This window comes from Paenibacillus sp. GL_099_B (assembly GCF_057835695.1).
This window is the reverse complement of the sequence record NZ_CM174430.1, coordinates 2,224,948-2,246,486: the sequence shown is the minus strand read 5'-3', so window position 1 is coordinate 2,246,486 and position 21,539 is coordinate 2,224,948. Positions and strand designations below refer to the sequence as shown.

Genomic DNA, 21,539 nt, shown 5'->3' with positions numbered 1-21,539 from the left:
AGCATGATTCAGCAATCATTCCTCTTAGGAGCTGAACGTACCGCCATTGGATTTAGTTTCTACATTTTTCATTTGTTCAGGGTACCCGTAAGTACCATGCTCACTTAAATCCAGACCCATCGTTTCTTCTTCTTCCGTTACACGGATTCCCATGACAGCTTTCATACCACCAAGAATAATGAAGGACATGATCAGTACGAAGGCAAATGCGCCTGCCAGACCCAGAAGCTGAACGCCCAGTTGGTGGAAACCACCACCGTAGAACAGTCCCGCTTGACCTACGCCTGCATTCTCAGCAAGTTCCGGTGTTGCGAACAAACCTGTGGAGATCGCGCCCCACATACCGGCAATACCATGTACAGAGAAAGCATAGATTGGATCGTCAATTCCTTTACGCTCAAAGAATTGAGCAGTGAAGAATGTGATAATACCTGCCAGAGCACCAATAACCAGCGCTGCCCATGGTTCTACGAAAGCACAAGCACCTGTGATGGCAACGAGTGCGGCAAGCACGCCGTTCAACATGCTAGGAATATCGGATTTACCCAATACAGCCCATGAGATCAACAGTGCCGCAACACCACCAGCAGCCGCAGCTACGTTTGTAGTCAATGCTACATAACCGAAGAATCCATCACCCATGGCAGATAATGTACTACCTGGGTTGAAACCGAACCAACCGATCCATAGGATAATTACACCGAGTACGGAGTAAACTTGGTTATGACCTGGAATGATGTTAGGTTTACCATCTTTGTTATATTTGCCGATACGCGGCTTCAACAATATAGTAGCTACCAATGCAGCAGTTGCACCCGTCAAGTGGACAACCGTCGAACCTGCAAAGTCTTGCATACCAAGCTCAGCCAACCAGCCGCCGCCCCATACCCAGTGAGCAACAACCGGATACATGATAATGGTATACAGCGTACCGAAAACGATATATACACTCATCTTTGCACGTTCAGCCATACCACCGCAGGCAATGGCCAGGGATACTGCTGCAAAGGCAAGGTGGAATACAAACTTAATTGTTAGCGGAACATCAGAGAAGGCCAATGATTCGAACGATGCCGCCATTCCGTCCCCACTCAGGAAAAATCCAGTTGTTCCGAAGAAACTGTTACCATTACCGAAACCAAGACCGAAGCCAAGAGCCCAGAAGGCAATAACCGATATTCCCAATGTCAGGATTGTTTTACCCGCAATGTGCCCTGCGTTTTTCATTCGAGTCGAACCCGCTTCAAGTAAAGCAAATCCCCCTTGCATCAGGAAAACCAGCACAACAGCCAGAAACGTAAAGGCTGAGTTCAGACCGCTTTGAAGCTCGATGTTAGTCGGCCCCTCCGCAGCTGCAAATGCGCTGACCGGGAAAGCCAATAAAGTAAGCATTATTAACACCGAAACCAACCATTTCTTTCTCATATACCCCACTCCCTCTTATGTTAAGTTTCTTCACATATCGTGAAACTCTTAATGCCATTATAAGCAGAAGACAGGAAAGTTGACAAGAGTATTTTCAGCAAAAATGAAAAATATTTCTGGGAATAAAGTCTTACGTCTTTTTCTTGCACTTAAGTACATATTCATGTCCTATGAGCACATAGATATAGAAACGCAGCTTGACAGCCGTCAAAGCGTAACGTTTGACTGTATGGTTAAAGATCATGTATCATAACTATTAGTAAGAAAAAAATTGGGCGGGTTATGCAAAGCCGCAACTGGAATCTAAAATTCCCTACATTTGAACTTGCAAGCGAGGTGAATATCATTGGGGATATGAAATTGTTTCGGATTGGCGAACTTGCCAAAACTGCAGGTGTGAGCGAACGGACGATTGATTATTACACAAAGCTCGGTCTCATCGCTCCTGAAGAGCGCACAGAAAAAAATTATCGTCTTTATAGTAATGAAACTTTAACCAGGCTCGAACGTATTGTACACATGAAACAAGAGAAGTATAGTCTCGACGAGATTAAGCAATCTCTTGAGAAGTGGAGTCTGGTGAGCACGGAAGAACAGGTTGCCAGCAAACTGACAACATTGGAGCTCCATGTGCAACAGCTTGAGCGAGAGGTAAATGAGCTTAAACCGCTGCTAGGCGAGATGAAACCTGTACAAGCACGTAAGATGATGGCCGGACTGCTCGCCAAAAGTGCTGGTACGATGGAAGCTTTGAAAATCTTGCTTGAGAACACCATGATGTAGCTTATTATTTAGAAAGCGGAGGAATGAATATGAGTTTTAATAACGGTATGTTCGTTTTGATCATTATCGCCTTTTTGCTCTCCTTATGGGCGCAATTTCGCGTTAAGAGTACATTCAATCGTTGGTCTGATGTTAAAAACCTGAATGGAATGACCGGTTACGATGCTGCTCGTCATATGCTGGACTCTAATGGCCTACACGACGTCCCTATTGAACCGGTGCGTGGAGCACTCTCCGATCACTACGATCCAATCAATCGTGTCGTGAGGTTGTCTGAGCCTGTATATTATGAAAATTCAATCTCGGCTGTCTCCGTTGCGTGTCATGAAGTTGGCCATGCGATCCAGCATAAGGAAAGTTATCCGATGTTGGCACTACGTCACCGGATTTTCCCGATCGTCAACTTTGCATCCGGACTCGCGCCCTTCTTGCTCATTGCCGGATTCATCTTTAATGCAATGAACCTAGTCGGTATTGGTATTATTTTCTTCTCCGTAACTGTTGCGTTCCAACTCATTACGTTGCCGGTCGAGTTCAATGCTAGTAATCGTGCAAGAGAGATTATGGTATCGGAAGGTTATATCCGGAACGAAGAAGAAAGAGGCGTCGCCAAAGTACTGAATGCCGCAGCATTGACTTACGTCGCTGCAGCGTTAATCTCATTGCTGGAACTGGTTCGTTACATCGGAATTTTCAATAGCCGTGACTAATTGAATACACAAACAAAAAACAATACCCCACCGTTAATCGGATGGGGTATTGTTTTGCTGTAAACCGAAATAATTAAGCAAGAATGAACGAAATGACTGCGCAACAAGTGGAAGCTTGTCATCCGCGCGATGGATCAACCCAATCGTACGTGTCACTTTTGGATGAGAAATGGCTACATGCGCCGGTTGCAGCGGGTTCGTCTGGAAAAGCGCCATTTCTGGCAGTAAACTCACACCCATGCCAGCAGCAACCAGCCCACGAATGGTATCCGTCTCTTCACCCTCAAAAGCAATCTTGGGGGTAAACCCGGCTTCGAGACACGCGTGCCAAACAATTGGACGCAGAGAATAGCCTTTACTGAATAACACAAATTTATCATCTTTAAGCTGCTCTAACGCAATGCTCTCTTCACCTGCCAATGGATGATTAGGTGGAAGGATTGCATGCAGTTCTTCCGTAAGCACAATGTCACCATCAACCTGGTCGTGCTTTTCCGGAAATGGAGATATGAAGGCCAAGTCTACTTCAGCCGATAACACATCACGAATGAGCGTCGGGAACATACCTTGCTTGAATCTGAATTTGACGTTAGGATAACGCTGACGGAACGCTGCTACAACCGAAGGAATCAAGTGAATACCGAGACTATGAGGAAAACCGATACGAATTTCACCATGCTCCGGGTCGAGAAACTCATGAACCTCCCCGACCGCTTTGTCCAGATCTTTCAATATGCCTTCAACCCGTTTGCAAAAGAGCTGTCCGACTGCGGTCAACTGCAGATTTCGCCCTTTTTGCATAAAGAGGTCTACTCCCAGTTCTTCCTCCAGTTGATGAATCTGACGACTCACCGCAGACTGCGCTACATGCAATTCCTCCGCCGCCTGCGTAACATGCTCCTTCTGTGCCACTTTCAAAAAGTAATGCAACTGTCTTAATTCCACTGCCCCTGATCTCTCCAATCTACTATACCCTACTTATCCTTGATTGCATTCCGTCTTCAGATCAATCCGACTACTGCTTAAAGCTGCGGGGTTTCCACAAGCGGATGAGAAGTCCATAAATGAAGAATCCACCTAACAAACCACCCAAATGCGCCATCCAGTTAATGCCTGTCATGGCAAAGGAAAAAATAATTCCGAATACAAGCAGTGTATACAACGTTTTACGTGAGGTTTCGTCCATCATTGTCCGCTGGAACAAGGCTACATACAGAAACGCACCATAGATTGCATAGATTGCTCCTGAAGCTCCTACTGAGATTGTCGTCGCTCCAACCGAGTTATACCATGCAACAGCCAGAATGTTGCCTAGAATGCCTCCACCCAAGTACAACACACCATATCTTACCGACCCAAGCAGCCGTTCCATTGGTGGTGCAAATACGATGAGAGCAAAGCTGTTAAACAACAAATGGCTGAAACCAGCATGCAAGAACATGGACGTAATGTAACGCCACCAATCTGCTGCAAATAACTCATGGTTAACAAGTGCTCCAAACTTAAGCAGCGTCATACTGTTTGTGGAACCGCCGTTCAAACTCAACACAATAAACATAACAACATTGGCAACTAAAAGAATTGACGTCAAAGGGAAAAATTTCAAATAACTTTTCCAGTTCTCATACCTTATAAATATCATAAGTTTCTGCTTTCACTCCACCCTGTTCAGATCGGCCTTCAAGTATGACCCATTTTAATGATCCTTCGTCCGAATTGGACAATGCCTTTCATAAAAGATTATAATGGATTTTGGCACGGATCACCAACTTATAAGGAGGAACATTATTATGGCACAAGAACGTACAGGCGCAGCCACCTTTAAAGGCAACCCTATTACATTGATCGGACCCGAATTGAAAGTAGGCGATCAAGCACCCGATTTTACACTGAGTAAAAACCTGGTTGAAGATGCATCCTTGAAAGACTTCGCAGGTAAAGTCAAATTAATCAGCGTTGTTCCTTCACTGGATACTGGCGTATGCGATGCCCAAACTCGTCGCTTCAATGTTGAAGCAGGAGATCTCGGAGACAATGTTGTCGTATTGACAGTAAGCGTTGACCTTCCATTTGCACAAGCACGCTGGTGTGGCGCAGCCGGAGTTGACCGCGTCGTAACACTGTCTGATTACAAAACACGTTCATTCGGTGAAGACTACGGTGTTCTGATCAAAGAATTCCAATTGGACATGCGCTCCATCTTCGTGGTGGATGCTGAAGACCGAATTACATATGTGGAATATCTGCCTGAAATGACAGACTCCCCTAACTTCGAGCAAGCGATTTCCGCTGTAAAAGCCTTGCTGTAAAAGGTAGTTCACGTTCAGAACAAAAGCGAGGAAGGTTAACCTTCTCTCGCTTTTTGTTATTCACCCATCTATTTCAATCATTTGACTTATACTTACTCAGCTTTTTATCCAATACGGAGAACAAGTTCATGATCGTGCGATAATTAGAACCCAGATCTCCAAGTGAACCACGTGAAGCCGAATACATATCGACCGCACTACGTACAGGACTTACCGATATAATGGAAACCGTAATATCCATCGTCCGTCCAAAGGTAGTCCGCTTCTCCAGTATGACCTCTCCCACAGAAGGCACTTCATGCAGCACTTTATAACCCGGAATTTTTTTGAGTGTCGAAGAAACCTCTTCCCAGGCTCTGTCTTTGGATAAGTTATAATACCGTGTTTTTAATTTGGGATCCTTGGCTCGATCGCTGGTTCCCTCCATGCTGCGGATGATACCGACGAGCGTTCTCTTTAAGGTCAAGACCCTTCCTCCTTTGAATGTAACCGTTCCATTTATGTATACTAGTGTAACATTGTTCATGTAGTAACAAAAGGGCAAGCGACACTTTTAACAAAATACAGCCAATTCAACAAAATAAGCTCAAATAAAAAGCACCCTGAAATTCCTGGATTAGAGGAAAGAGTCAGGGTGCTGTACATGATAAAATAGGAACCCGCCTATGCCGTCCGGCTACATTGTCTTATGAACCTGCTTAGCAGGTGGGTGGCCGCAAAAATGTTTTTTGAAGTCCCCATGTCATATAGACAGGGCGTTTCAGCAACATTCTGTATTGATCTCCCGAAGACATCATCATTGGTTCAAAACAACGAATAACCGAAACGTACATCGCAGGATGTACAATTATTATATCCCTAACTGTGTAAAAAGTAAATGGTGACAGCTCATGTTTTATTTTTGGAGATTATCGTGTTTTTCGTCAGATGGCTTAAGCTTAGATGGTTCAGCCGTCTCGATCGTATCAACTGACTCCCCTGCCTGTTCAGCGGCTTGTGCAGCTTCCTCTTCTTCTTTCTTCAGCTGCATCTTCTCCATCTGCTCCTGCATCTTATTAAACGTTGCATAGAAGTTGAAGAAAGCAAACCAGGCAACAATACTAATAATGAAGAAGATGAACAAGACCGGATAACGAAAACCGATATAGAACAACAATCCACTTCCCAGCAACGTGGAAAATACACGGAATGGTCTAATCAGCGTCAATAGAACCGCATTTTTGATAATCAATCCGATAGACATGTGGTAATGCACAACCATCGAGAAGAAGTTAAAGAGAGAAACAAACAGCAGCAGCAACAGTACGAGCATAATAATTCCGACCAGCTGCATATTCTTGAATTGTGTCATATATACTGTGTAATCCAGATACATGATGACAAACAGCAAGGTATAGAAGATGCCTCCGATTAAACTCTGCTTGTAGTTCTCTTTGTAACCTACAAAGAAAGTACGGAAGATCGGCACGTCCGTATCACCCATATTCCATTTACGAACAACCGTAAACAGCGCCGATGTCGCCGGGAATAGTGTAAGCGGTGCCACAATGGCTATAGCCCAGTTCATTTGCAGTGATTCGTTGGCCAGGTTCTGCTGCATCACGAGCAGTTTCATAAACAAGAAAAACAAGAACGGAGACGAACAAATGGCCCACAACAGATTGGTTGCGGCCAGTCTCGTAATCCACTCTGTAAGTCGGTAGATCCCACCCATAGCTCCTTTAAATTCCAAACAATTCTCCTCCTCCGCAGCCTTGCGTCTAGCCTTAATTCTAATAATATTAATATACCTTATTATAGATAGGAAAAGCCAGCCCTTCCCGAAAAGAGATCGACGGCTCATTGGTTTGGCATAATCTGCACATAAAAAAATGGAGCAGTCGCCCTGCCCCATTTTCCAGTTCACACTTGTATATTATTCGAAAGAAGAATCTTTGGCAGGACGACGTCCTTCGTTGTTGCTTGGACGCGGTTTGCGGTCACGGTTGTAACCACCTTCTCTGCTTCCACTTCCACTTCCAGTTCCACTGCTGTTACGATCGCGGTTGTATCCACCACGTCCGCCGCCACTGCTGTTGCGATCACGGTTGTAACTACCGCCACCACCACTGCTGCTGCGGTTGCCGCTGTAACCAGATGGTTTGCGTCCGCCAGAGCGAACATCCGGTTTACGACGTTTTGCACGGATCGGATCTTCAGGAGTCAGATCAACTTGAGCATCTTTTTTGTCACCTGTCAGGAGCTTCAGAGCAGCTGACAACAGTTGAACAGAATCATATTGCTCAAGCATTTGAATCGCGATACCTTTGTATTCGTTCAGTTCGCCAGATTGTACGATTTCGAGCAAACGCTCAGCTGTCAAACGTTGTTTTCCTTCTACAGCCTCAGCCATTGTTGGCAGTGGTTTGCGCGGAATACGGTGACGTGTTACACGCTCGATAAAGTGCAGGTGGTCGATCTCACGCGGAGTAACGAAAGACCAAGCAGCACCCTCTTTACCCGCACGACCTGTACGGCCGATCCGGTGAACATAGCTTTCTGGATCTTGCGGAAGGTCAAAGTTCACAACGTGAGTTACGCCGGATACATCGAGACCACGTGCAGCCACGTCTGTTGCAACGAGAACGTCAATGCTGCCGTCACGGAACTTACGCATTACCGCATCACGTTGATTCTGGGACAAGTCACCATGAAGACCGTCTGCAGAATATCCACGTTTTTGCAAAGCTTCAGCCAATTCGTCAACACGACGTTTTGTACGTCCGAATACGATCGCCAGCTCAGGAGATTCCATATCCAACAAACGGCTAAGTGCTTCGAATTTTTGACGCTCAGGTACTTCGATATAGGATTGGTCAATCAATGGTGCACTAACATGTTTCGGGATCACAGAAATGTGCTCAGGATTGTTCAAGAATTGTTGTGCCAATTTTTGAATGTTAGGAGGCATTGTTGCTGAGAACAGCATTGTTTGGCGCTCGTCTGGAACTTGTTTCAGGATGGATTGAATATCCTCCATGAAACCCATGTCGAGCATTTCATCTGCTTCATCCAATACAACAGTTTGTACATCATCAAGTTTGATTGTTTTGCGGTTGATGTGGTCAAGGAGACGTCCAGGTGTACCAATGATAATCTGTGGTTTTCTTTTCAATGCACGAATCTGACGAACGATATCTTGTCCGCCGTAGATTGGCAGGGAGCGCAGACCTTTGAAGCGAGTGAGTTTTTCGATTTCTTCAGCAACTTGGATTGCAAGTTCACGTGTAGGTGCCATAATGAGGGCGCGGATTTTCTCGTCACTTTTAGTGATTTTGCTGATCAACGGAATACCGAATGCAGCTGTTTTACCCGTACCTGTTTGTGCTTGACCAATCAAATCTCTGCCTTCGAGTGCCAAAGGAATCGCTTGGGATTGGATCGGTGTTGCTTCTTCAAACCCGAGCTCAGTGATGGCTTGCAGCACCAGTGGTTCAAGATTGAAATCTGTGAAATTTAAATTTGTCAAAATTATTCATGCTCCTTTTATATGGTGGACATGGTGGACAATCCACTTTGTTGTCTGTATTCTTAAGTAGCGTTAATATTTATAGGGTATCCCATCAAGCCAAATTATTTTCACGAACGAATATAATTCCATGAATGGGTCCCAAACATAAGACTAAAACTACATACATGTGTTTGAAACATTTCAAAATTTTATTGCTCCATTTAGGAAAAGTTTCCTACTCAAGAATATCCACAAATTATTATATCACAAAACAATTCAAGATTACCAGCAATCTGGTTTTAAATATAAATGAGGTGATTAAATTGCCCAAAATGATTTGGCACTTTTTAGTGATCGTATTGGGTGCTGCAGCTATTGCCTGCGGCTTCAACTGGTTTTTGGTTCCCCATCAGCTTCTTAGCGGCGGGGTATCCGGTATTTCCATGCTTCTTGGCTATTTTACGAATTTGAATCTTAGTATAATGTATTTTGTTCTGAACATCCCTCTGCTCATTGCAGGTTGGTTTATTCTTGGACGTCGCTTCATTACATTAAGTATTGTTTCGGTAGCAGCCACTTCATGGTTCATCGGGCTTCTGCCTGTTTTTGCTGTGGCAACAGATCCCCTTCTGAGCTGTGTATTTGGCGGCGTGTTAGTGGGACTGGGTACCGGAGTTTCTTTCCGAGTCGGCGGCTCGACGGGCGGGCTGGACATTGTCGGTTCCATTTTCACCCGTAATCGTGATTTCCCGATTGGTACGGTAATGGCTGGCATGAACGGAGCCATTATTATGCTCGCAGGCTATCTGAATGATAACTGGAACATCGCACTTGCCTCCATGGTATCGATCTATATCACAGGCAAAGTGTTGGATCTGATTCACATCAGCCATGTCAAAGTCACATTGTACATTATTACCAATGAAACCGAAGCGATGTTGAAAAAATTGCTTGTTCGCCCTCGTGGGGTCACCAAAATCAAGACCCAGGGAGCATATACAGACATTGAAAAGGACATGTTAATGACAGTGACTACTCGCTACGAACTCGTTGAAATCAAACGAATTATCAAGGAAACGGATCCGAACGCCTTTGTTAATATTGTGGAAACAGTTGGAGTTATGGGCTCTTTCCGCCGAAGTTGAGACAGATGTACGGTTAACAATTCTAAACATTGTGGTATAATAACGGTGTACGGCTCCTAAATATGTTGTATAGCAGGATGTGCCCTTCAATTTCACAGAACCATGTGCTTTTCCGAATCGCGCCGAATGACTTACCATTTTGGAATTCGAGTAGGGAAGGGTGATTATTGTGGATATGGAAACGGTAAAACTGTTTGAAATCGTCAACAAATGGTGCCCGGAAATGCTCCCTTTCTTAAAACCGAATGAGCTCGACTCACTGATTGTTCTCCGGGATGGGCTGGGCATCCTGGAACAGGGAGACGCAATGGAAATCATTCAGTACAGTATTTGTGAGCATCAAAATGAGATCTACATTCAATAATTTTTTTTAGATTGATCACGCCGCTTCTTGTGGGGATTACCCCTCAACAGGAAGCGGTTTTCATTTTCCCATGTGTTTCATCACTTGAATAATATGGTTAAAAGCCCAGAGGCTTTATTGTATAATTCAAACATGGAATGCACATAGGGGAGTGGAAATGAATGAACATGTTTTGGGCTTTACTGGCTATGGCCTGGGGAACCTTCAGTGGTACACCAGCTACAGCTGATCAAGGGAATCAACCCTTTCAATCATTAACAAACAGTTTCAACACCGCCATCATTCAATCTCAAAAAGATCACGTCATTATTGATGCGGATAACCCGCCTGCAAAAATCGACCCACAACCCGATGCACCCGTTGTCAAAGGCATCTATGTGACGGCTTATAGCGCCGGTGGTGCACGGATGACATCATTACTCGATCTGATGGATAACACAGAGCTCAATTCCATGGTCATTGATATCAAGGACGATCTCGGATACATAACTTACCCTACGGAGAACAAGACGTTACAGGAAATGGGCAAATCTCAGCCTTTTATCCGTGATATTGATGCCTTGATGAAACGCCTGCAAAAACATGACGTTTACCCGATCGCACGAGTGGTAGTTTTCAAGGATACAATTCTGGCCAAGAAAAATCCGGAGCTCTCTTTCCGTAACAAGGACGGTTCTGTATGGGCTAACGGCAAAGGCGACAGCTTCGTTAATCCCTACAGCAAGGAAGTATGGGATTACAATATAGAGATTGCCAAGGAAGCTGCTAAATTGGGATTTAAGGAAATTCAGTTCGACTATGTTCGTTTTCCGGAAGGTTTTGAAACGCGTGCAGACGCATTAAAATACACCAAGTCTGACAAGTCCCGGGTCGACATTGTAGCCGAATTCGTGCAGTATGCACGCAAGGAGCTCGCACCGCTGGGTGTCCGAGTCTCAGTTGATATATTCGGTTACGCGGCCTCAGTACCAGCAGCCGAGGGTATCGGACAGGATTTTGTGAAAATATCTCAAAACGTGGATGTCATCTCACCGATGGTTTACCCAAGTCACTACTCCACTGGCTGGTACGGTGTAAAGAACCCTGACAAAGATCCATATACGACCATCAAAGGCTCCATGGTAGATACACATAAGAAACTTGATCCAACCAAGGAGCTGAAACCCGTTATCCGCCCATGGATTCAGGACTTTACAGCAAGCTGGTTAGGCAGTGGACATTACATCAAATACGGCAAAAAACAAGTAGAGGACCAAATTCGCGCGATGAAAGACATGGATGTGGATGAGTACCTGCTCTGGAATGCCTCCAATCGATATACACCAGATGTAAACTATAAATAATGCACTCTTATTTTTGTTCACTTTAAACCAAAAACCTCGTTCCGTATTATCTGGAGCGAGGTTTTTTTAATATGCTTTCACCCTTACCTTCCGCACAACCACGTTCCCCCTCCCTATTCAAATCGGGCAAAATCCACTACAATAAATAGCTGTCCGTACATGACAGTTTAGTGATAACTCTTAAGAATAGTGAGGCACTGCCAGTGAACATGACCACCACCAGCTTCTCTCAGAAAGTAAAGCAATTCCTGATTATATTTTTACCCATCTTCACCACACAAATCGCCCTCTCTGCCATGTCGTTTTTCGATACCAATATGTCAGGCAAGTTCTCCCCTGCTGATCTCGCGGGCGTCGCCATTGGCACAAGTCTGTGGTTGCCGGTTCAGACCGGACTAAGTGGTATTCTGATCGGCATTACACCTGTCGTCTCCCACCTGCTCGGTTCGAAGCGTAATGACAAGATTGGTCATAGCGTCATTCAAGCCTTATATCTCGGTTTGGCTGTCGGAATCGTCGTTCTTGCAGCAGGCACATTGCTGCTCAGTCCGATTCTAAACGGAATGCCTTTGGAGCAGCGGGTTAGTCAAGTCGCCTTCTATTTCCTATGTGCCTTGGCTTTTGGCGTTATTCCCCTTTTCGGTTACACGGTGCTACGGAGTTTTATGGATGCACTTGGACAGACTCGGATCACCATGATGATCACTTTGGTCTCGTTGCCAGTAAACATCTTCCTGAACTATTTGCTCATCTTTGGACGCTGGGGTTTCCCTCAACTTGGAGGTGTCGGAGCAGGTGTGGCTACAGCAAGTACATACTGGCTCATTTTTCTCCTCAGCCTCTTTTTCGTACACCGGATTGAGCCCTTTGCCCAATATGGTATCTTTCGGAAAATGCCCAAAATTTCATTGACCAAATGGAAAGAGCTGCTCAAGATCGGCGTCCCCATCGGATTTGCTACTTTTTTTGAAACCTCCATCTTTGCAGCGGTCACATTAATGATGAGCCGGTTCGACACGATCACGATTGCTGCCCATCAGGCGGCCCTGAATTTCGCTTCTACGCTGTATATGCTACCTGTGAGTATATGTATGGCCCTTACGATTCTTGTGGGCTACGAAACGGGTGCAGGGCGTGTGAGAGACGCAAAGCAATACAGTCTCCTGGGTATCGGAGGTGCCATTGGGCTTTCTCTGTTAACAGCTGTGGTATTGCTGGTATTCGGGGAACAAATTGCAGGCGTGTACTCGAATGATCGTGAGGTTATTGCTTTGACACAGCATTTCCTGATTTACGCCATCTTCTTTCAAATCTCTGATGCCATTGCCACCCCAACGCAGGGAGCACTTCGGGGCTATAAGGACGTGAATCCTGCATTGATCATAACGTTTGTCGCGTACTGGATCATAGGTCTACCTGTCGGCTACATCACGGCTACGTATACTTCACTCGGTGCCTTTGGATACTGGGTCGGACTCATTGCCGGCCTCGCAGTTGGAGCAACGGCGCTTCTCTGGAGATTGTTCCTTGTACAGAAGCAAGCCTCGGTACGTATGTCAGAAAAAAAATAAAGGATATAACAAAGAACACAGCCCTCGCAAGAAGGGACTGTGCTCTTTTGGTTTTGATTGGATTATTGGGACAAACGCTGTGCAAGCTCGTAAGTCACCATATCGAAGTCTTTTTTCGTATTAACAACTTTATCAATATCGGTCAGGGTCAGTTCTCCCTTGATAATACCGCAACCTTTGTCTGTCTCACCTGCAATCAGACTGCGTACGGCGAAATCTCCCAGACGACTGGCGAGGTTACGGTCAAACGGAGTTGGCGTACCTCCACGCTGAATGTGACCCAAGACAGTTACACGTGGCTCATATGTTGGACAGCGTTCCATCAGTTCTTTCGCTACATCCTCACCTTTGCCCACACCTTCAGCAACAATGATGATACTGTGACGTTTACCATGTGCAAAATTGGCTTTCATGCGGTCTGCCACTTCGTCCATGTCAAACGGAACTTCCGGTACAAGAATGGTTTCTGCACCCGATGCGAGTCCTGCATGTAAAGCGATATCGCCACAGTGACGACCCATTACTTCAACGATGGAAGAACGTTCGTGTGAAGACATGGTATCGCGCAATTTGTTAACTGCATCTACTACTACGCTTACTGCTGTATCGAATCCGATCGTGTAATCGGTGAAAGAAACGTCATTATCAATCGTTCCCGGAAGACCCATCGTGTTGATGCCCAGCTTGCTCAGTTTGTTGGCGCCGTTGTATGAACCGTCCCCACCAATAACAACCAGCCCGTCAATGCCGCGTGCACGCAGAATGTCTGCACCTTTTTGCTGACCTTCAGCGGTATAGAATTCCTTGCAGCGTGCCGATTGCAGAACCGTTCCCCCACGCTGGATGATATCCCCTACACTCCGCAAGTCCATTGGGAAAATATCGTTATTCAAAAGACCCTGGTATCCACGTTGAACCCCGTACACTTCGAGACCGTGAAACAGTCCGCTGCGAACAACCGCACGAACAGCCGCGTTCATCCCTTGTGAATCACCACCGCTCGTTAAAACTGCGATTTTCTTTACTGCTGTCATGATGTTTCTTCCTCCTCTAGTTTCACTTCAGGCTCCCACCACAATACGCCTGACTTACATATGCTTACGAATCCAGCGGCTAAAGATAAAGAAAAATACTCTTGTCATCGGACTATTCTTCATCAAACGCTTGGAAACGACGCGAACTTCCTGTTGTTCGCTGACTTTGGGATCAGACAGGTAAATGGCAAGCAGTCCTTCGATAATCATCCGGTGGAACGAACTTCCCGGAATCTTCTGCACATCACTGCGGGCCATCTCCACAATAAAAGCAATTCGGTCCAGCATTGTCTCCACATTCTCATAATAATTGCAGAAGTTGAGATCTCCTCCGATGCGATCTTCATCCTGATCGATTAAATAATCGAGCATAATGTGCAATGCGCATACATGAGGAAAATAGGCAGTGTGGATCGAAGCCGCCTGCTCTTCTGTCAGCTGATCATCACTCGCAGCCAGAAACAGCATGAATACGCCCAGCGTAGAGCCGGTAGCGGCGGCAAATTCGTTCCAACGGAACTGAGGTGTGCGGTGACGATGTTCCGACCACCATTCCAGCAATGCCGTTTCTCTCAGTTCCGGCTTGATGTGCTTATATACCTGCAGGTCCGTGTATAGGCCTGCCAGATCCTGAATTTGAGGCTTGGCGGATGCATAGCCTGGCAGCTGACGGGTCAGCTCCTGACATGAGGTCACCAGATTCCTTAGATATCCACCATCATCCTGCTCCTCACGGAGCGCGTAATAATTGACAGGGGTTGCTTCGGGATCTACCGCATCAAGCATTGATTGATGGAGAAGCCGAAAGTCATTCGGGTCCATCGATGTACTGCGATCACACAGATTGTCCAAATAATCACTAATAGTCTGATATGAAACGATCAGTGGAATCAGAATGTGCCTGTTCGGCAAATCAGGTAAAGCATAAACGGTCCCGCCTTCACAGTGGAACTGCTTGTCCCTGAGACTGGCCAGTGCCTGATTGCGCAATTCCTCATTCGGAATTTTCTCAGCCTGGGCACGCCATCCATCCAATTCCTTCCGCGTTTCCGGAATGGTGTATTTGTACACCCCTCTCATCAATGCCAACGGTCCACGCGGATATTGATGACGATTTCGATTTGATTGGCTCAAAATAAATGTGCCTCCACTTGGTTGAATACGTATTAGAGCGATTTTTAACCAATCCTATTATAATATGATCCCCTTAATTGTACAAATGATCTCCCGCATATTCCGCACAAAAAATCGCATCCGCTTCCAAGGCTTTGTGATATACTAGGCATATTTCATCCATCAAAGGAGTCGTTGACATGACGTCAAGTGAACCACTTTCGTGGAGACGGTTATTTGCATTTTTTGTGCCGCTGGGCATATCCGCCTCTCTCGTTACCATTTCGCACGTAATCATTAACAGTACACTCGCACGTTCCGCTCATCCCGAGACAGTCATTGCCAGCTACGCCATTGCCGGTAGCCTGCTGACCCTCACCGAGCGCCCTTCAACCCTGCTGCGTCAAACCTGTTCGGCGCTGGTTCGGGATCGCCTTTCCTTTCAGGCCCTCACGTTTGTGACCAAAATATTTCTCGCTTGTGTACTTCTGATCGGATTTCTCATCGTATATTCTCCCATTGGTACAGGTGTATTCAAATATCTGTTCGGCGTAAGCCCGGATCTGTTATCCAAAGTGATCGACGTCTACGAGATTCTCATGTATGTCAGCATCTTTTCGGTCATCCGCAACATCTATCAGGGCATCATTATTACGAATAACCGTACAAAATGGCTGACGATCGGCATGTTATTCCGCCTTGCCGGCATGTATGGCCTGTCCTTGTATTTCATATATACAGACAGCATTGACAGTGGACGTGTAGGCGCTATCATTTTTGCCGTCGGTATGATGATTGAGGCTTTGGTCAGTTTTCTCGAAGGAAACAGCATCAAGCGCAAGATGCCAGCCAAGCTGGAGGATCATCCTGTTGAAAACAAGGCAGACGTCTTTCGCTTCTACAAGCCGCTGTTATTATCCAGTTTCGTGGCCCTGTTTATCGGACCCGTCATTAACATCGTACTTGGTAAAACGACCGGGATTGCTCTGGCCATCTCTTCCTTTGCCGTTGCGAGTAGCCTGATGCAGCTGATGCTAAGCTTTTTTACATATATCCACCAAATCGTGCTGAATTTCTATCTTGTTGATGCCAAACTTGTGAAGAAGTTCGCACTGGTCACCGGATTTGTTCCTTTTGCCATGACCGTATCGATAGCTTACACCCCACTTGGACCGTGGGTATTGGAAAATGTAATGAGCGTTCAGGGCAATCTGCTACAGCAAAGTTTGTGGACACTGCGTGCGTTTGTACTGTTTCCGCTGATTTCACCTTTTCTCGACTTCAGCAATGGTTTGATTCTGCTGCGCGGACAGACCAAAACGATGTTTCGCTCCCAGACGGCAAATGCCATATGTACGGTTATCGTCCTGCTCATTCTGGTCAGCATATTCCCTGCGTGGAACGGCATGATCGGCGCAGTGGCTCAATCCCTCGGCCTGCTTGCCGAGCTTGTCATCGTCTGGCTTGTCATCCGGCGTACGCAGAAGGAACCTACCATGTCTGTACCCTCATCCGGGAAATCATCTTCCCTCAAAGGATAATAAATTGAACTGTAATCAAGAATGGAGCCTTTCATCATGAAATCAAGTCTTACCGCCCGGCCAGATCAAACCTGGCTGCGGGCACTTATGTTCACCATCTTCGGTTCCACCGTTCTGGTGGTATCGTATTTCCAGCTTTATTTCAGTCATCTGGGGTTCAGTCGGGCCGAAATCGGTTACCTGTACGGAATTGGCCCTCTCGTATCCGTATTCTCCAACATGTTCTGGAGTATGGCCAGCGACCGTTACAAAACCGTACGCAAAGTGATGATTATCTTGCTTGCCGGACAACTAATCACAGGTGTCATGCTTGCAAATGCCACAACCTTTGGTCAGGTATTTGTACTGGTGACCCTGTTTTACTTTTTCTACTACCCGGTTTATCCACTTTCCGATACGATGGCGATTACAACCGCGAGCAAGTATGGGAGAAATTTCACTTCCATTCGTGTATTTGGCTCGATCGGATATGCGTTCTTTGCGTTAAGCATCGGATACTTTCTCGGATCTTTCGGACCGGGATGGACGATGTGGGTATGTATCGCGCTGGCCGCGACTACACTCCTGATCGGTTTTCGATTAAAAGATCAGCCTTCGGGCAGCAGCACTAAAATGGATCTTTCGGGACTCTGGTCCATCTTGAAACGAAGGGATGTCCTCACCTTTTTCGGCTGCGTTTTCTTGCTCGCTCTGGGTCACCGGATGAATGAAGCCTTTCTTACCATTACGCTGAAAGATCTAGGTGCCAGTGAAGGGCTGATTGGATGGTCCCTGTTGATCTCTTCGGTCAGTGAGATTCCGGTATTTCTGCTGCTAAGCAGATACGGCAATCGCTACAAAGAACTTCCTTTGCTCACGATCGCTGCGCTGATGTATACGATTCGTTTATTTCTGATGTCCATCTCGGATACACCCGCGGCGGTCGTTGCCATTCAGACAATGCACAGCGTGACCTTTGGCATCTTCTATGTGACTGCTGTCCGTTATATCACCCGCCTTGTTCCGGATGGCTATCGCGCCACTGGCATGGCCCTGTTCACCATTGTGTGGTCCAGCGCTTCCGGTCTACTCAGCGGAACACTGGGAGGTTTGCTGCTGGAGTATACCAACAGAAACACCTTCTATCTCACTGCGATGGCGTTTTCCCTGGCCGCACTTATTGGATTTTCCATGAAGCTTTGGTCAAGCATGACTAGCCACACATAAGCATCCAACAAGGATTTCCCTTATGGAACTCAACATATCAAAAAAAGCACAGCCTCCCATGGGGGGACTGTGCTTGGGTTCATATATTCAGCTAGAAGCCAATCATTTATAAGAAATCCGTATGACCGGAAATATTCTTACAATTTGTTTACGTTAGCTGCTTGAGGACCACGGTTTCCATCAGTGATTTCGAATTCTACCGCTTGACCTTCTTCCAATGTTTTAAAGCCGTCGCCTTGGATTGCGGAGAAATGTACGAATACGTCCTCGCCGCCTTCAACTGAAATAAAGCCATAGCCTTTTTCTGCGTTAAACCATTTAACTGTACCTTTCAAATGAACAACCTCCTAAAAATATCGCCATCTATGGCGAATACCCTCATTATACTGTATGACCTTCTACATTGCAATTTATCTTTTCCATAAAAGTCGAAAAAATTTGCTTTGAATCCAAGGGTACGGTATCATTTTACCAAAACCGTTAGTTTGGAGACTACCTATGATAAAAAAACATGAAATATACAAAACAGACAAGTGGAATATGATGACCGTAGAAGTTCAAGGCAAATATCTGGTGCTTCGTGAAATTTCGGAAGAATGGGGCGAAGAATGCCATACATTCCTCAGCCGTCCTGCATTGATGCACTGGGCTGAACGCCGCTTCCCGAAAGAAGATTTCGAGAACCGCGAGGACGAATGGCGTCAATTGATGGCTGCCTTCAAAGGGGTCTAGCCCATGCAGCTTGACTCAAGCAATGTTGTCATCTTTATTATTCTTGCATTTTCCTTAGGAGTCGTGCTGATTCTGGGACGCAACTCCATCCCGGATCGTCTAAGACGGGGCATGGCTCTGATTGCCACCCTGCTGATTTGTTTCGCATTTTTCCTGATCGTTTACTTTTTGGTCAATATGGGAGCCTAGCTTCTTCAAATATTTCAAAGCCCCTCAGGTCATACTATACGGGATTATTCGTATAGTGAGGAGGAAGGCCGTTGAAATACCGCAAATCGCTGTTCATTCTGCTGGTACTTAGTCTGATTCCTTCGTCTCTCTCCGCACAAGCGAGTGGGACGAAGGCAGCTTCGTCTATATATTCATCACTTCATCAAAGGAGGATTCCCATGAGTCAACTATTGAAACGTTCCGAGGTACCTACTGAACAAACCTGGAAACTGGAAGATCTATTTGCCGATCAGAAAGCTTGGGATCAGGAATATGAAGAAGTATCGTCTTTGACCAAGAAAGCCTCCGAATTCCAGGGCAAACTGAACAAACCTGAGACACTCAAAAGCTGTTTTGAACTCGAAGATGAGATCAGTCTCAAAACCGAACGCCTCTTTGTGTATGCACGGATGCATCAAGATGAAGACACAGCTAGCCCTACATATCAAAATCTGTCCCAAAAAGCACAAAAGTTAAGCGTGCAGGTTGGTGAAGCACTATCTTATGTTACACCCGAAATCTTGTCCCTTCCGGATGATCAGTTGGATGCCCTCATTTCCAACGAGAAACTCTCTGCTTATAAGTTCACATTGGAAGAGATGAAACGTGAAAAGGCTCATGTACTGAGCCAAGCTGAGGAAGCATTGCTCGCACAGGTGGGCAACCTGTCCCAGGCACCACAAACCATCTTTAGCATGTTGAACAACGCCGATCTCAAGTTCCCAAAAATCAAGGATGAGCATGGAAACGAAGTGGAACTAACCCACGGCAGCTATATTCAGTTCTTGGAAAATCCGAATCGGGAAGTTCGCGAACGTGCCTTCAAAGCGGTGTATGAAACCTATGGCAAGCAAAAGAACACCATTGCTGCAGCTCTGAACGCCAACGTAACCAAAAACATGTTTTATGCCGATGTTCGGAAATATCCTTCCGTCATGGAAATGTCCCTTTACGGCGACAACATTCCGAAGGATGTCTATACCAATCTTGTGGATACGATTCATGAGAGCCTTCCGCTGTTACACCGTTATATGGACCTGCGCAAAAGATTGCTCGGCGTAGATAAGTTGCATATGTATGACCTTTTCGCCCCACTGGTGGATGAATACAAAATGGACATTACCTACGAGGAAGCAAAACAAACTGTTAAAGATGGCTTGAAGCCGCTTGGCAAGGATTATGCAGACGCATTGCAGGCCGGCTATGATGATCGCTGGATTGATGTATACGAAAATGAGAATAAACGTTCAGGCGCATACAGTTGGGGAGCCTACGGCACCCACCCTTACGTCTTGTTGAATCACAAAGATAACCTGAATAGCATGTTTACACTGGCACATGAAATGGGCCACGCACTGCATTCCCACTATTCGGACACTACACTTCCGTATCGTGATGCACAGTACACCATTTTCCTGGCTGAGGTTGCATCAACAACGAATGAAGCCTTGTTGATGGATTATCTGCTCAATAAATCGACAGATCCGAAGGAAAAGCTATACTTGCTGACGTATTATGCAGATCAGTTCCGTACCACGGTATTCCGTCAAACCATGTTTGCAGAATTCGAAAAAATTATTCACGAGCGTGCTGAACAGGGTGAAGCTCTCACACCTCAGCTGCTTTCCGAGATTTATTATGACCTTAATGTCAAATACCATGGAGATAGCATGGTGGTGGACAAAGATATTGAAATGGAATGGGCGCGTATTCCCCACTTCTATAACAGCTTCTACGTGTACAAATATGCGACCGGCTTCTCAGCAGCGACCAGTTTTTCCAAGCAAATTCTGGAAGAGGGCCAACCTGCCGTGGACCGTTATCTTGGATTCCTCAAGAGCGGTGGCAGTGACTATTCCATCAACATCCTGAAAAAAGCAGGAGTGGATATGTCTACGCCAGAGCCGATTCGCGAAGCTATGAGTGTGTTCAAGGAACTGATTGAGCAAATGGAACAACTAACGAAATAAGGTTGCTTTCTCGTCCATGTGACCTGATCCCTTGCCCAAATGGGCAAGGGATTTTATAATCAAGCAAGATGCAAGCTCCATGAATTAGGGTAATTGCTTACATAGTTCTGAATTGTTCAACAAGGAGGCACCACCATGAAAATGCAATGGGCACTCATCGCAGGTCTAGTTTTTGCATTACTTACCGGAATTTTTGCGGTCATTAATGTGGATTCCGTACAAGTCAACCTGCTATTTAACACGGTTCAAATCCCGCTGATTCTGCTCATTCTTGGCTGCGCCCTAATCGGTGGAATCATTGTAGGGTCTTATGGCATCTTCCGCCAATATCGACTGCAACGTGAGAACAAGCAATTGAAACTGCGTGTATCCGAATTGGAAAGCTCCGCAGCAAGCAGCTCTTCCTCTTCTCTGGATTCGTTTAAATCGATGGATACATTCGGAACGATCGATTCGGACAACGCTTCTGTGGAGTCCGATTCTATTCAGAGTCAACGAAAAGGAAATCCTTCGGATACGCTGTAACACATCAGAGGCAGCCTGCTGGCTATCAAGAATGGAATTGTACATTCTGCCAGACAGGCTGTATTCTG

General features: G+C 45.8%; 22 protein-coding genes and 1 other RNA gene. 13 read left to right on the top strand and 10 right to left on the bottom strand.

Annotation, left to right across the window (positions count from 1 at the left end; all coding sequences use genetic code 11):
- Positions 1-24: 24 nt before the first annotated feature.
- Positions 25-1,425, bottom strand: coding sequence for an ammonium transporter (locus AC3ITG_RS10605; RefSeq protein WP_076292032.1), 1,401 nt, complete (start codon positions 1,423-1,425; stop codon positions 25-27).
- Positions 1,426-1,779: 354 nt separating this feature from the next.
- Between AC3ITG_RS10605 and AC3ITG_RS10600 the strand changes: the two genes are divergently transcribed.
- Both AC3ITG_RS10600 and AC3ITG_RS10595 read left to right on the top strand, forming a co-directional pair.
- The gene (locus tag AC3ITG_RS10600) at positions 1,780-2,208 is read left to right on the top strand and encodes a MerR family transcriptional regulator (protein WP_053783917.1); all 429 of its coding nucleotides are present in this window, start codon (positions 1,780-1,782) and stop codon (positions 2,206-2,208) included.
- A gap of 29 nt (positions 2,209-2,237) precedes the next feature.
- Positions 2,238-2,918 carry a zinc metallopeptidase gene (locus tag AC3ITG_RS10595; protein WP_053783639.1) on the top strand — a complete coding sequence of 227 codons (681 nt, stop codon included), beginning with the start codon at positions 2,238-2,240 and terminating at the stop codon, positions 2,916-2,918.
- Between the two features lie 33 nt (positions 2,919-2,951).
- On the opposite strand, the gene gltC is transcribed toward AC3ITG_RS10595, so the two are convergent.
- Entirely contained in the window at positions 2,952-3,863 is a 912-nt protein-coding gene (gene gltC / locus AC3ITG_RS10590; protein WP_024629242.1) for a glutamate biosynthesis transcriptional regulator GltC, read from the bottom strand.
- A gap of 70 nt (positions 3,864-3,933) precedes the next feature.
- Positions 3,934-4,560 carry a rhomboid family intramembrane serine protease gene (locus AC3ITG_RS10585; protein WP_413377165.1) on the bottom strand — a complete coding sequence of 209 codons (627 nt, stop codon included), beginning with the start codon at positions 4,558-4,560 and terminating at the stop codon, positions 3,934-3,936.
- A 148-nt stretch (positions 4,561-4,708) separates the two neighbouring features.
- On the opposite strand from AC3ITG_RS10585, the gene tpx reads away from it, so the two are divergent.
- On the top strand, positions 4,709-5,227 hold the full coding sequence (gene tpx / locus AC3ITG_RS10580; RefSeq protein ID WP_053783636.1) for a thiol peroxidase: 519 nt from the start codon (positions 4,709-4,711) through the stop codon (positions 5,225-5,227).
- Positions 5,228-5,300: 73 nt separating this feature from the next.
- Here the strand turns inward: tpx and AC3ITG_RS10575 are convergent, their stop codons facing one another.
- From AC3ITG_RS10575 to cshA, 4 genes are all read right to left on the bottom strand, one after another.
- Positions 5,301-5,693, bottom strand: a complete 393-nt coding sequence (locus tag AC3ITG_RS10575; protein ID WP_024629239.1) for a DUF1499 domain-containing protein — start codon at positions 5,691-5,693, stop codon at positions 5,301-5,303.
- 186 nt (positions 5,694-5,879) lie between these two features.
- Positions 5,880-6,071, bottom strand: a non-coding RNA gene (gene ssrS, locus AC3ITG_RS10570) — 6S RNA.
- A 51-nt stretch (positions 6,072-6,122) separates the two neighbouring features.
- Complete coding sequence (locus AC3ITG_RS10565; RefSeq protein WP_413377162.1) at positions 6,123-6,959, bottom strand: YesL family protein; 837 nt, start codon at positions 6,957-6,959, stop codon at positions 6,123-6,125.
- Between the two features lie 183 nt (positions 6,960-7,142).
- Positions 7,143-8,735, bottom strand: a complete 1,593-nt coding sequence (cshA, locus tag AC3ITG_RS10560; protein ID WP_489253688.1) for a degradosome RNA helicase CshA — start codon at positions 8,733-8,735, stop codon at positions 7,143-7,145.
- 314 nt (positions 8,736-9,049) lie between these two features.
- On the opposite strand from cshA, the gene AC3ITG_RS10555 reads away from it, so the two are divergent.
- The 4 genes from AC3ITG_RS10555 to AC3ITG_RS10540 all read left to right on the top strand — a co-directional run bounded on the left by AC3ITG_RS10555 (position 9,050) and on the right by AC3ITG_RS10540 (position 13,140).
- Entirely contained in the window at positions 9,050-9,862 is an 813-nt protein-coding gene (locus AC3ITG_RS10555; RefSeq protein WP_407944578.1) for a YitT family protein, read from the top strand.
- A gap of 175 nt (positions 9,863-10,037) precedes the next feature.
- The gene (locus tag AC3ITG_RS10550; RefSeq protein ID WP_170867818.1) at positions 10,038-10,226 is read left to right on the top strand and encodes a hypothetical protein; all 189 of its coding nucleotides are present in this window, start codon (positions 10,038-10,040) and stop codon (positions 10,224-10,226) included.
- 161 nt (positions 10,227-10,387) lie between these two features.
- On the top strand, positions 10,388-11,569 hold the full coding sequence (locus AC3ITG_RS10545) for a putative glycoside hydrolase (RefSeq protein WP_489253687.1): 1,182 nt from the start codon (positions 10,388-10,390) through the stop codon (positions 11,567-11,569).
- Between the two features lie 209 nt (positions 11,570-11,778).
- Positions 11,779-13,140, top strand: a complete 1,362-nt coding sequence (locus tag AC3ITG_RS10540; RefSeq protein WP_489254451.1) for an MATE family efflux transporter — start codon at positions 11,779-11,781, stop codon at positions 13,138-13,140.
- 62 nt (positions 13,141-13,202) lie between these two features.
- On the opposite strand, the gene pfkA is transcribed toward AC3ITG_RS10540, so the two are convergent.
- Together pfkA and AC3ITG_RS10530 are read right to left on the bottom strand one after the other, a co-directional pair.
- Entirely contained in the window at positions 13,203-14,174 is a 972-nt protein-coding gene (gene pfkA / locus AC3ITG_RS10535) for a 6-phosphofructokinase (RefSeq protein ID WP_053783630.1), read from the bottom strand.
- A gap of 54 nt (positions 14,175-14,228) precedes the next feature.
- Positions 14,229-15,308, bottom strand: coding sequence for a tetraprenyl-beta-curcumene synthase family protein (locus AC3ITG_RS10530; RefSeq protein ID WP_175381611.1), 1,080 nt, complete (start codon positions 15,306-15,308; stop codon positions 14,229-14,231).
- A gap of 179 nt (positions 15,309-15,487) precedes the next feature.
- Between AC3ITG_RS10530 and AC3ITG_RS10525 the strand changes: the two genes are divergently transcribed.
- Together AC3ITG_RS10525 and AC3ITG_RS10520 are read left to right on the top strand one after the other, a co-directional pair.
- A complete protein-coding gene (locus tag AC3ITG_RS10525) occupies positions 15,488-16,828 on the top strand; it encodes a multi antimicrobial extrusion protein MatE (protein ID WP_489253686.1) in 1,341 nt (446 codons plus the stop codon).
- Between the two features lie 36 nt (positions 16,829-16,864).
- Positions 16,865-18,034 (top strand): MFS transporter, encoded by a 1,170-nt coding sequence (locus tag AC3ITG_RS10520; protein WP_489253685.1) that lies wholly within the window; start codon positions 16,865-16,867, stop codon positions 18,032-18,034.
- 137 nt (positions 18,035-18,171) lie between these two features.
- Here the strand turns inward: AC3ITG_RS10520 and AC3ITG_RS10515 are convergent, their stop codons facing one another.
- Positions 18,172-18,369 (bottom strand): cold shock domain-containing protein, encoded by a 198-nt coding sequence (locus AC3ITG_RS10515; RefSeq protein WP_017689394.1) that lies wholly within the window; start codon positions 18,367-18,369, stop codon positions 18,172-18,174.
- Positions 18,370-18,532: 163 nt separating this feature from the next.
- Here AC3ITG_RS10515 and AC3ITG_RS10510 point away from each other — a divergent pair, with 163 nt between their 5' ends.
- The 4 genes from AC3ITG_RS10510 (at position 18,533) to AC3ITG_RS10495 (ending at position 21,471) form a co-directional block, all read left to right on the top strand.
- Positions 18,533-18,766 (top strand): hypothetical protein, encoded by a 234-nt coding sequence (locus AC3ITG_RS10510; RefSeq protein ID WP_024629225.1) that lies wholly within the window; start codon positions 18,533-18,535, stop codon positions 18,764-18,766.
- 3 nt (positions 18,767-18,769) lie between these two features.
- On the top strand, positions 18,770-18,955 hold the full coding sequence (locus AC3ITG_RS10505; protein ID WP_413377149.1) for a hypothetical protein: 186 nt from the start codon (positions 18,770-18,772) through the stop codon (positions 18,953-18,955).
- A 200-nt stretch (positions 18,956-19,155) separates the two neighbouring features.
- Positions 19,156-20,946 carry an oligoendopeptidase F gene (gene pepF, locus AC3ITG_RS10500; protein ID WP_489254450.1) on the top strand — a complete coding sequence of 597 codons (1,791 nt, stop codon included), beginning with the start codon at positions 19,156-19,158 and terminating at the stop codon, positions 20,944-20,946.
- 135 nt (positions 20,947-21,081) lie between these two features.
- Complete coding sequence (locus AC3ITG_RS10495) at positions 21,082-21,471, top strand: LapA family protein (RefSeq protein ID WP_413377147.1); 390 nt, start codon at positions 21,082-21,084, stop codon at positions 21,469-21,471.
- Positions 21,472-21,539 lie beyond the last annotated feature (68 nt).

What these genes read in the sequence shown, in the direction of transcription:
- AC3ITG_RS10495 (WP_413377147.1), top strand. Translation starts at nt 21,082, where the DNA reads ATGAAAATGCAATGGGCACTCATCGCAGGTCTAGTTTTTGCATTACTT.
- AC3ITG_RS10540 (WP_489254451.1), top strand. Translation starts at nt 11,779, where the DNA reads ATGACCACCACCAGCTTCTCTCAGAAAGTAAAGCAATTCCTGATTATA.
- pepF (WP_489254450.1), top strand. Translation starts at nt 19,156, where the DNA reads ATGAGTCAACTATTGAAACGTTCCGAGGTACCTACTGAACAAACCTGG.
- AC3ITG_RS10595 (WP_053783639.1), top strand. Translation starts at nt 2,238, where the DNA reads ATGAGTTTTAATAACGGTATGTTCGTTTTGATCATTATCGCCTTTTTG.
- AC3ITG_RS10505 (WP_413377149.1), top strand. Translation starts at nt 18,770, where the DNA reads ATGCAGCTTGACTCAAGCAATGTTGTCATCTTTATTATTCTTGCATTT.
- pfkA (WP_053783630.1), bottom strand. Translation starts at nt 14,174, where the DNA reads ATGACAGCAGTAAAGAAAATCGCAGTTTTAACGAGCGGTGGTGATTCA.
- AC3ITG_RS10525 (WP_489253686.1), top strand. Translation starts at nt 15,488, where the DNA reads ATGACGTCAAGTGAACCACTTTCGTGGAGACGGTTATTTGCATTTTTT.
- AC3ITG_RS10605 (WP_076292032.1), bottom strand. Translation starts at nt 1,425, where the DNA reads ATGAGAAAGAAATGGTTGGTTTCGGTGTTAATAATGCTTACTTTATTG.
- AC3ITG_RS10510 (WP_024629225.1), top strand. Translation starts at nt 18,533, where the DNA reads ATGATAAAAAAACATGAAATATACAAAACAGACAAGTGGAATATGATG.
- AC3ITG_RS10555 (WP_407944578.1), top strand. Translation starts at nt 9,050, where the DNA reads ATGATTTGGCACTTTTTAGTGATCGTATTGGGTGCTGCAGCTATTGCC.
- AC3ITG_RS10520 (WP_489253685.1), top strand. Translation starts at nt 16,865, where the DNA reads ATGAAATCAAGTCTTACCGCCCGGCCAGATCAAACCTGGCTGCGGGCA.
- AC3ITG_RS10585 (WP_413377165.1), bottom strand. Translation starts at nt 4,560, where the DNA reads ATGATATTTATAAGGTATGAGAACTGGAAAAGTTATTTGAAATTTTTC.
- AC3ITG_RS10550 (WP_170867818.1), top strand. Translation starts at nt 10,038, where the DNA reads ATGGAAACGGTAAAACTGTTTGAAATCGTCAACAAATGGTGCCCGGAA.
- AC3ITG_RS10545 (WP_489253687.1), top strand. Translation starts at nt 10,388, where the DNA reads ATGAACATGTTTTGGGCTTTACTGGCTATGGCCTGGGGAACCTTCAGT.
- tpx (WP_053783636.1), top strand. Translation starts at nt 4,709, where the DNA reads ATGGCACAAGAACGTACAGGCGCAGCCACCTTTAAAGGCAACCCTATT.
- AC3ITG_RS10600 (WP_053783917.1), top strand. Translation starts at nt 1,780, where the DNA reads ATGAAATTGTTTCGGATTGGCGAACTTGCCAAAACTGCAGGTGTGAGC.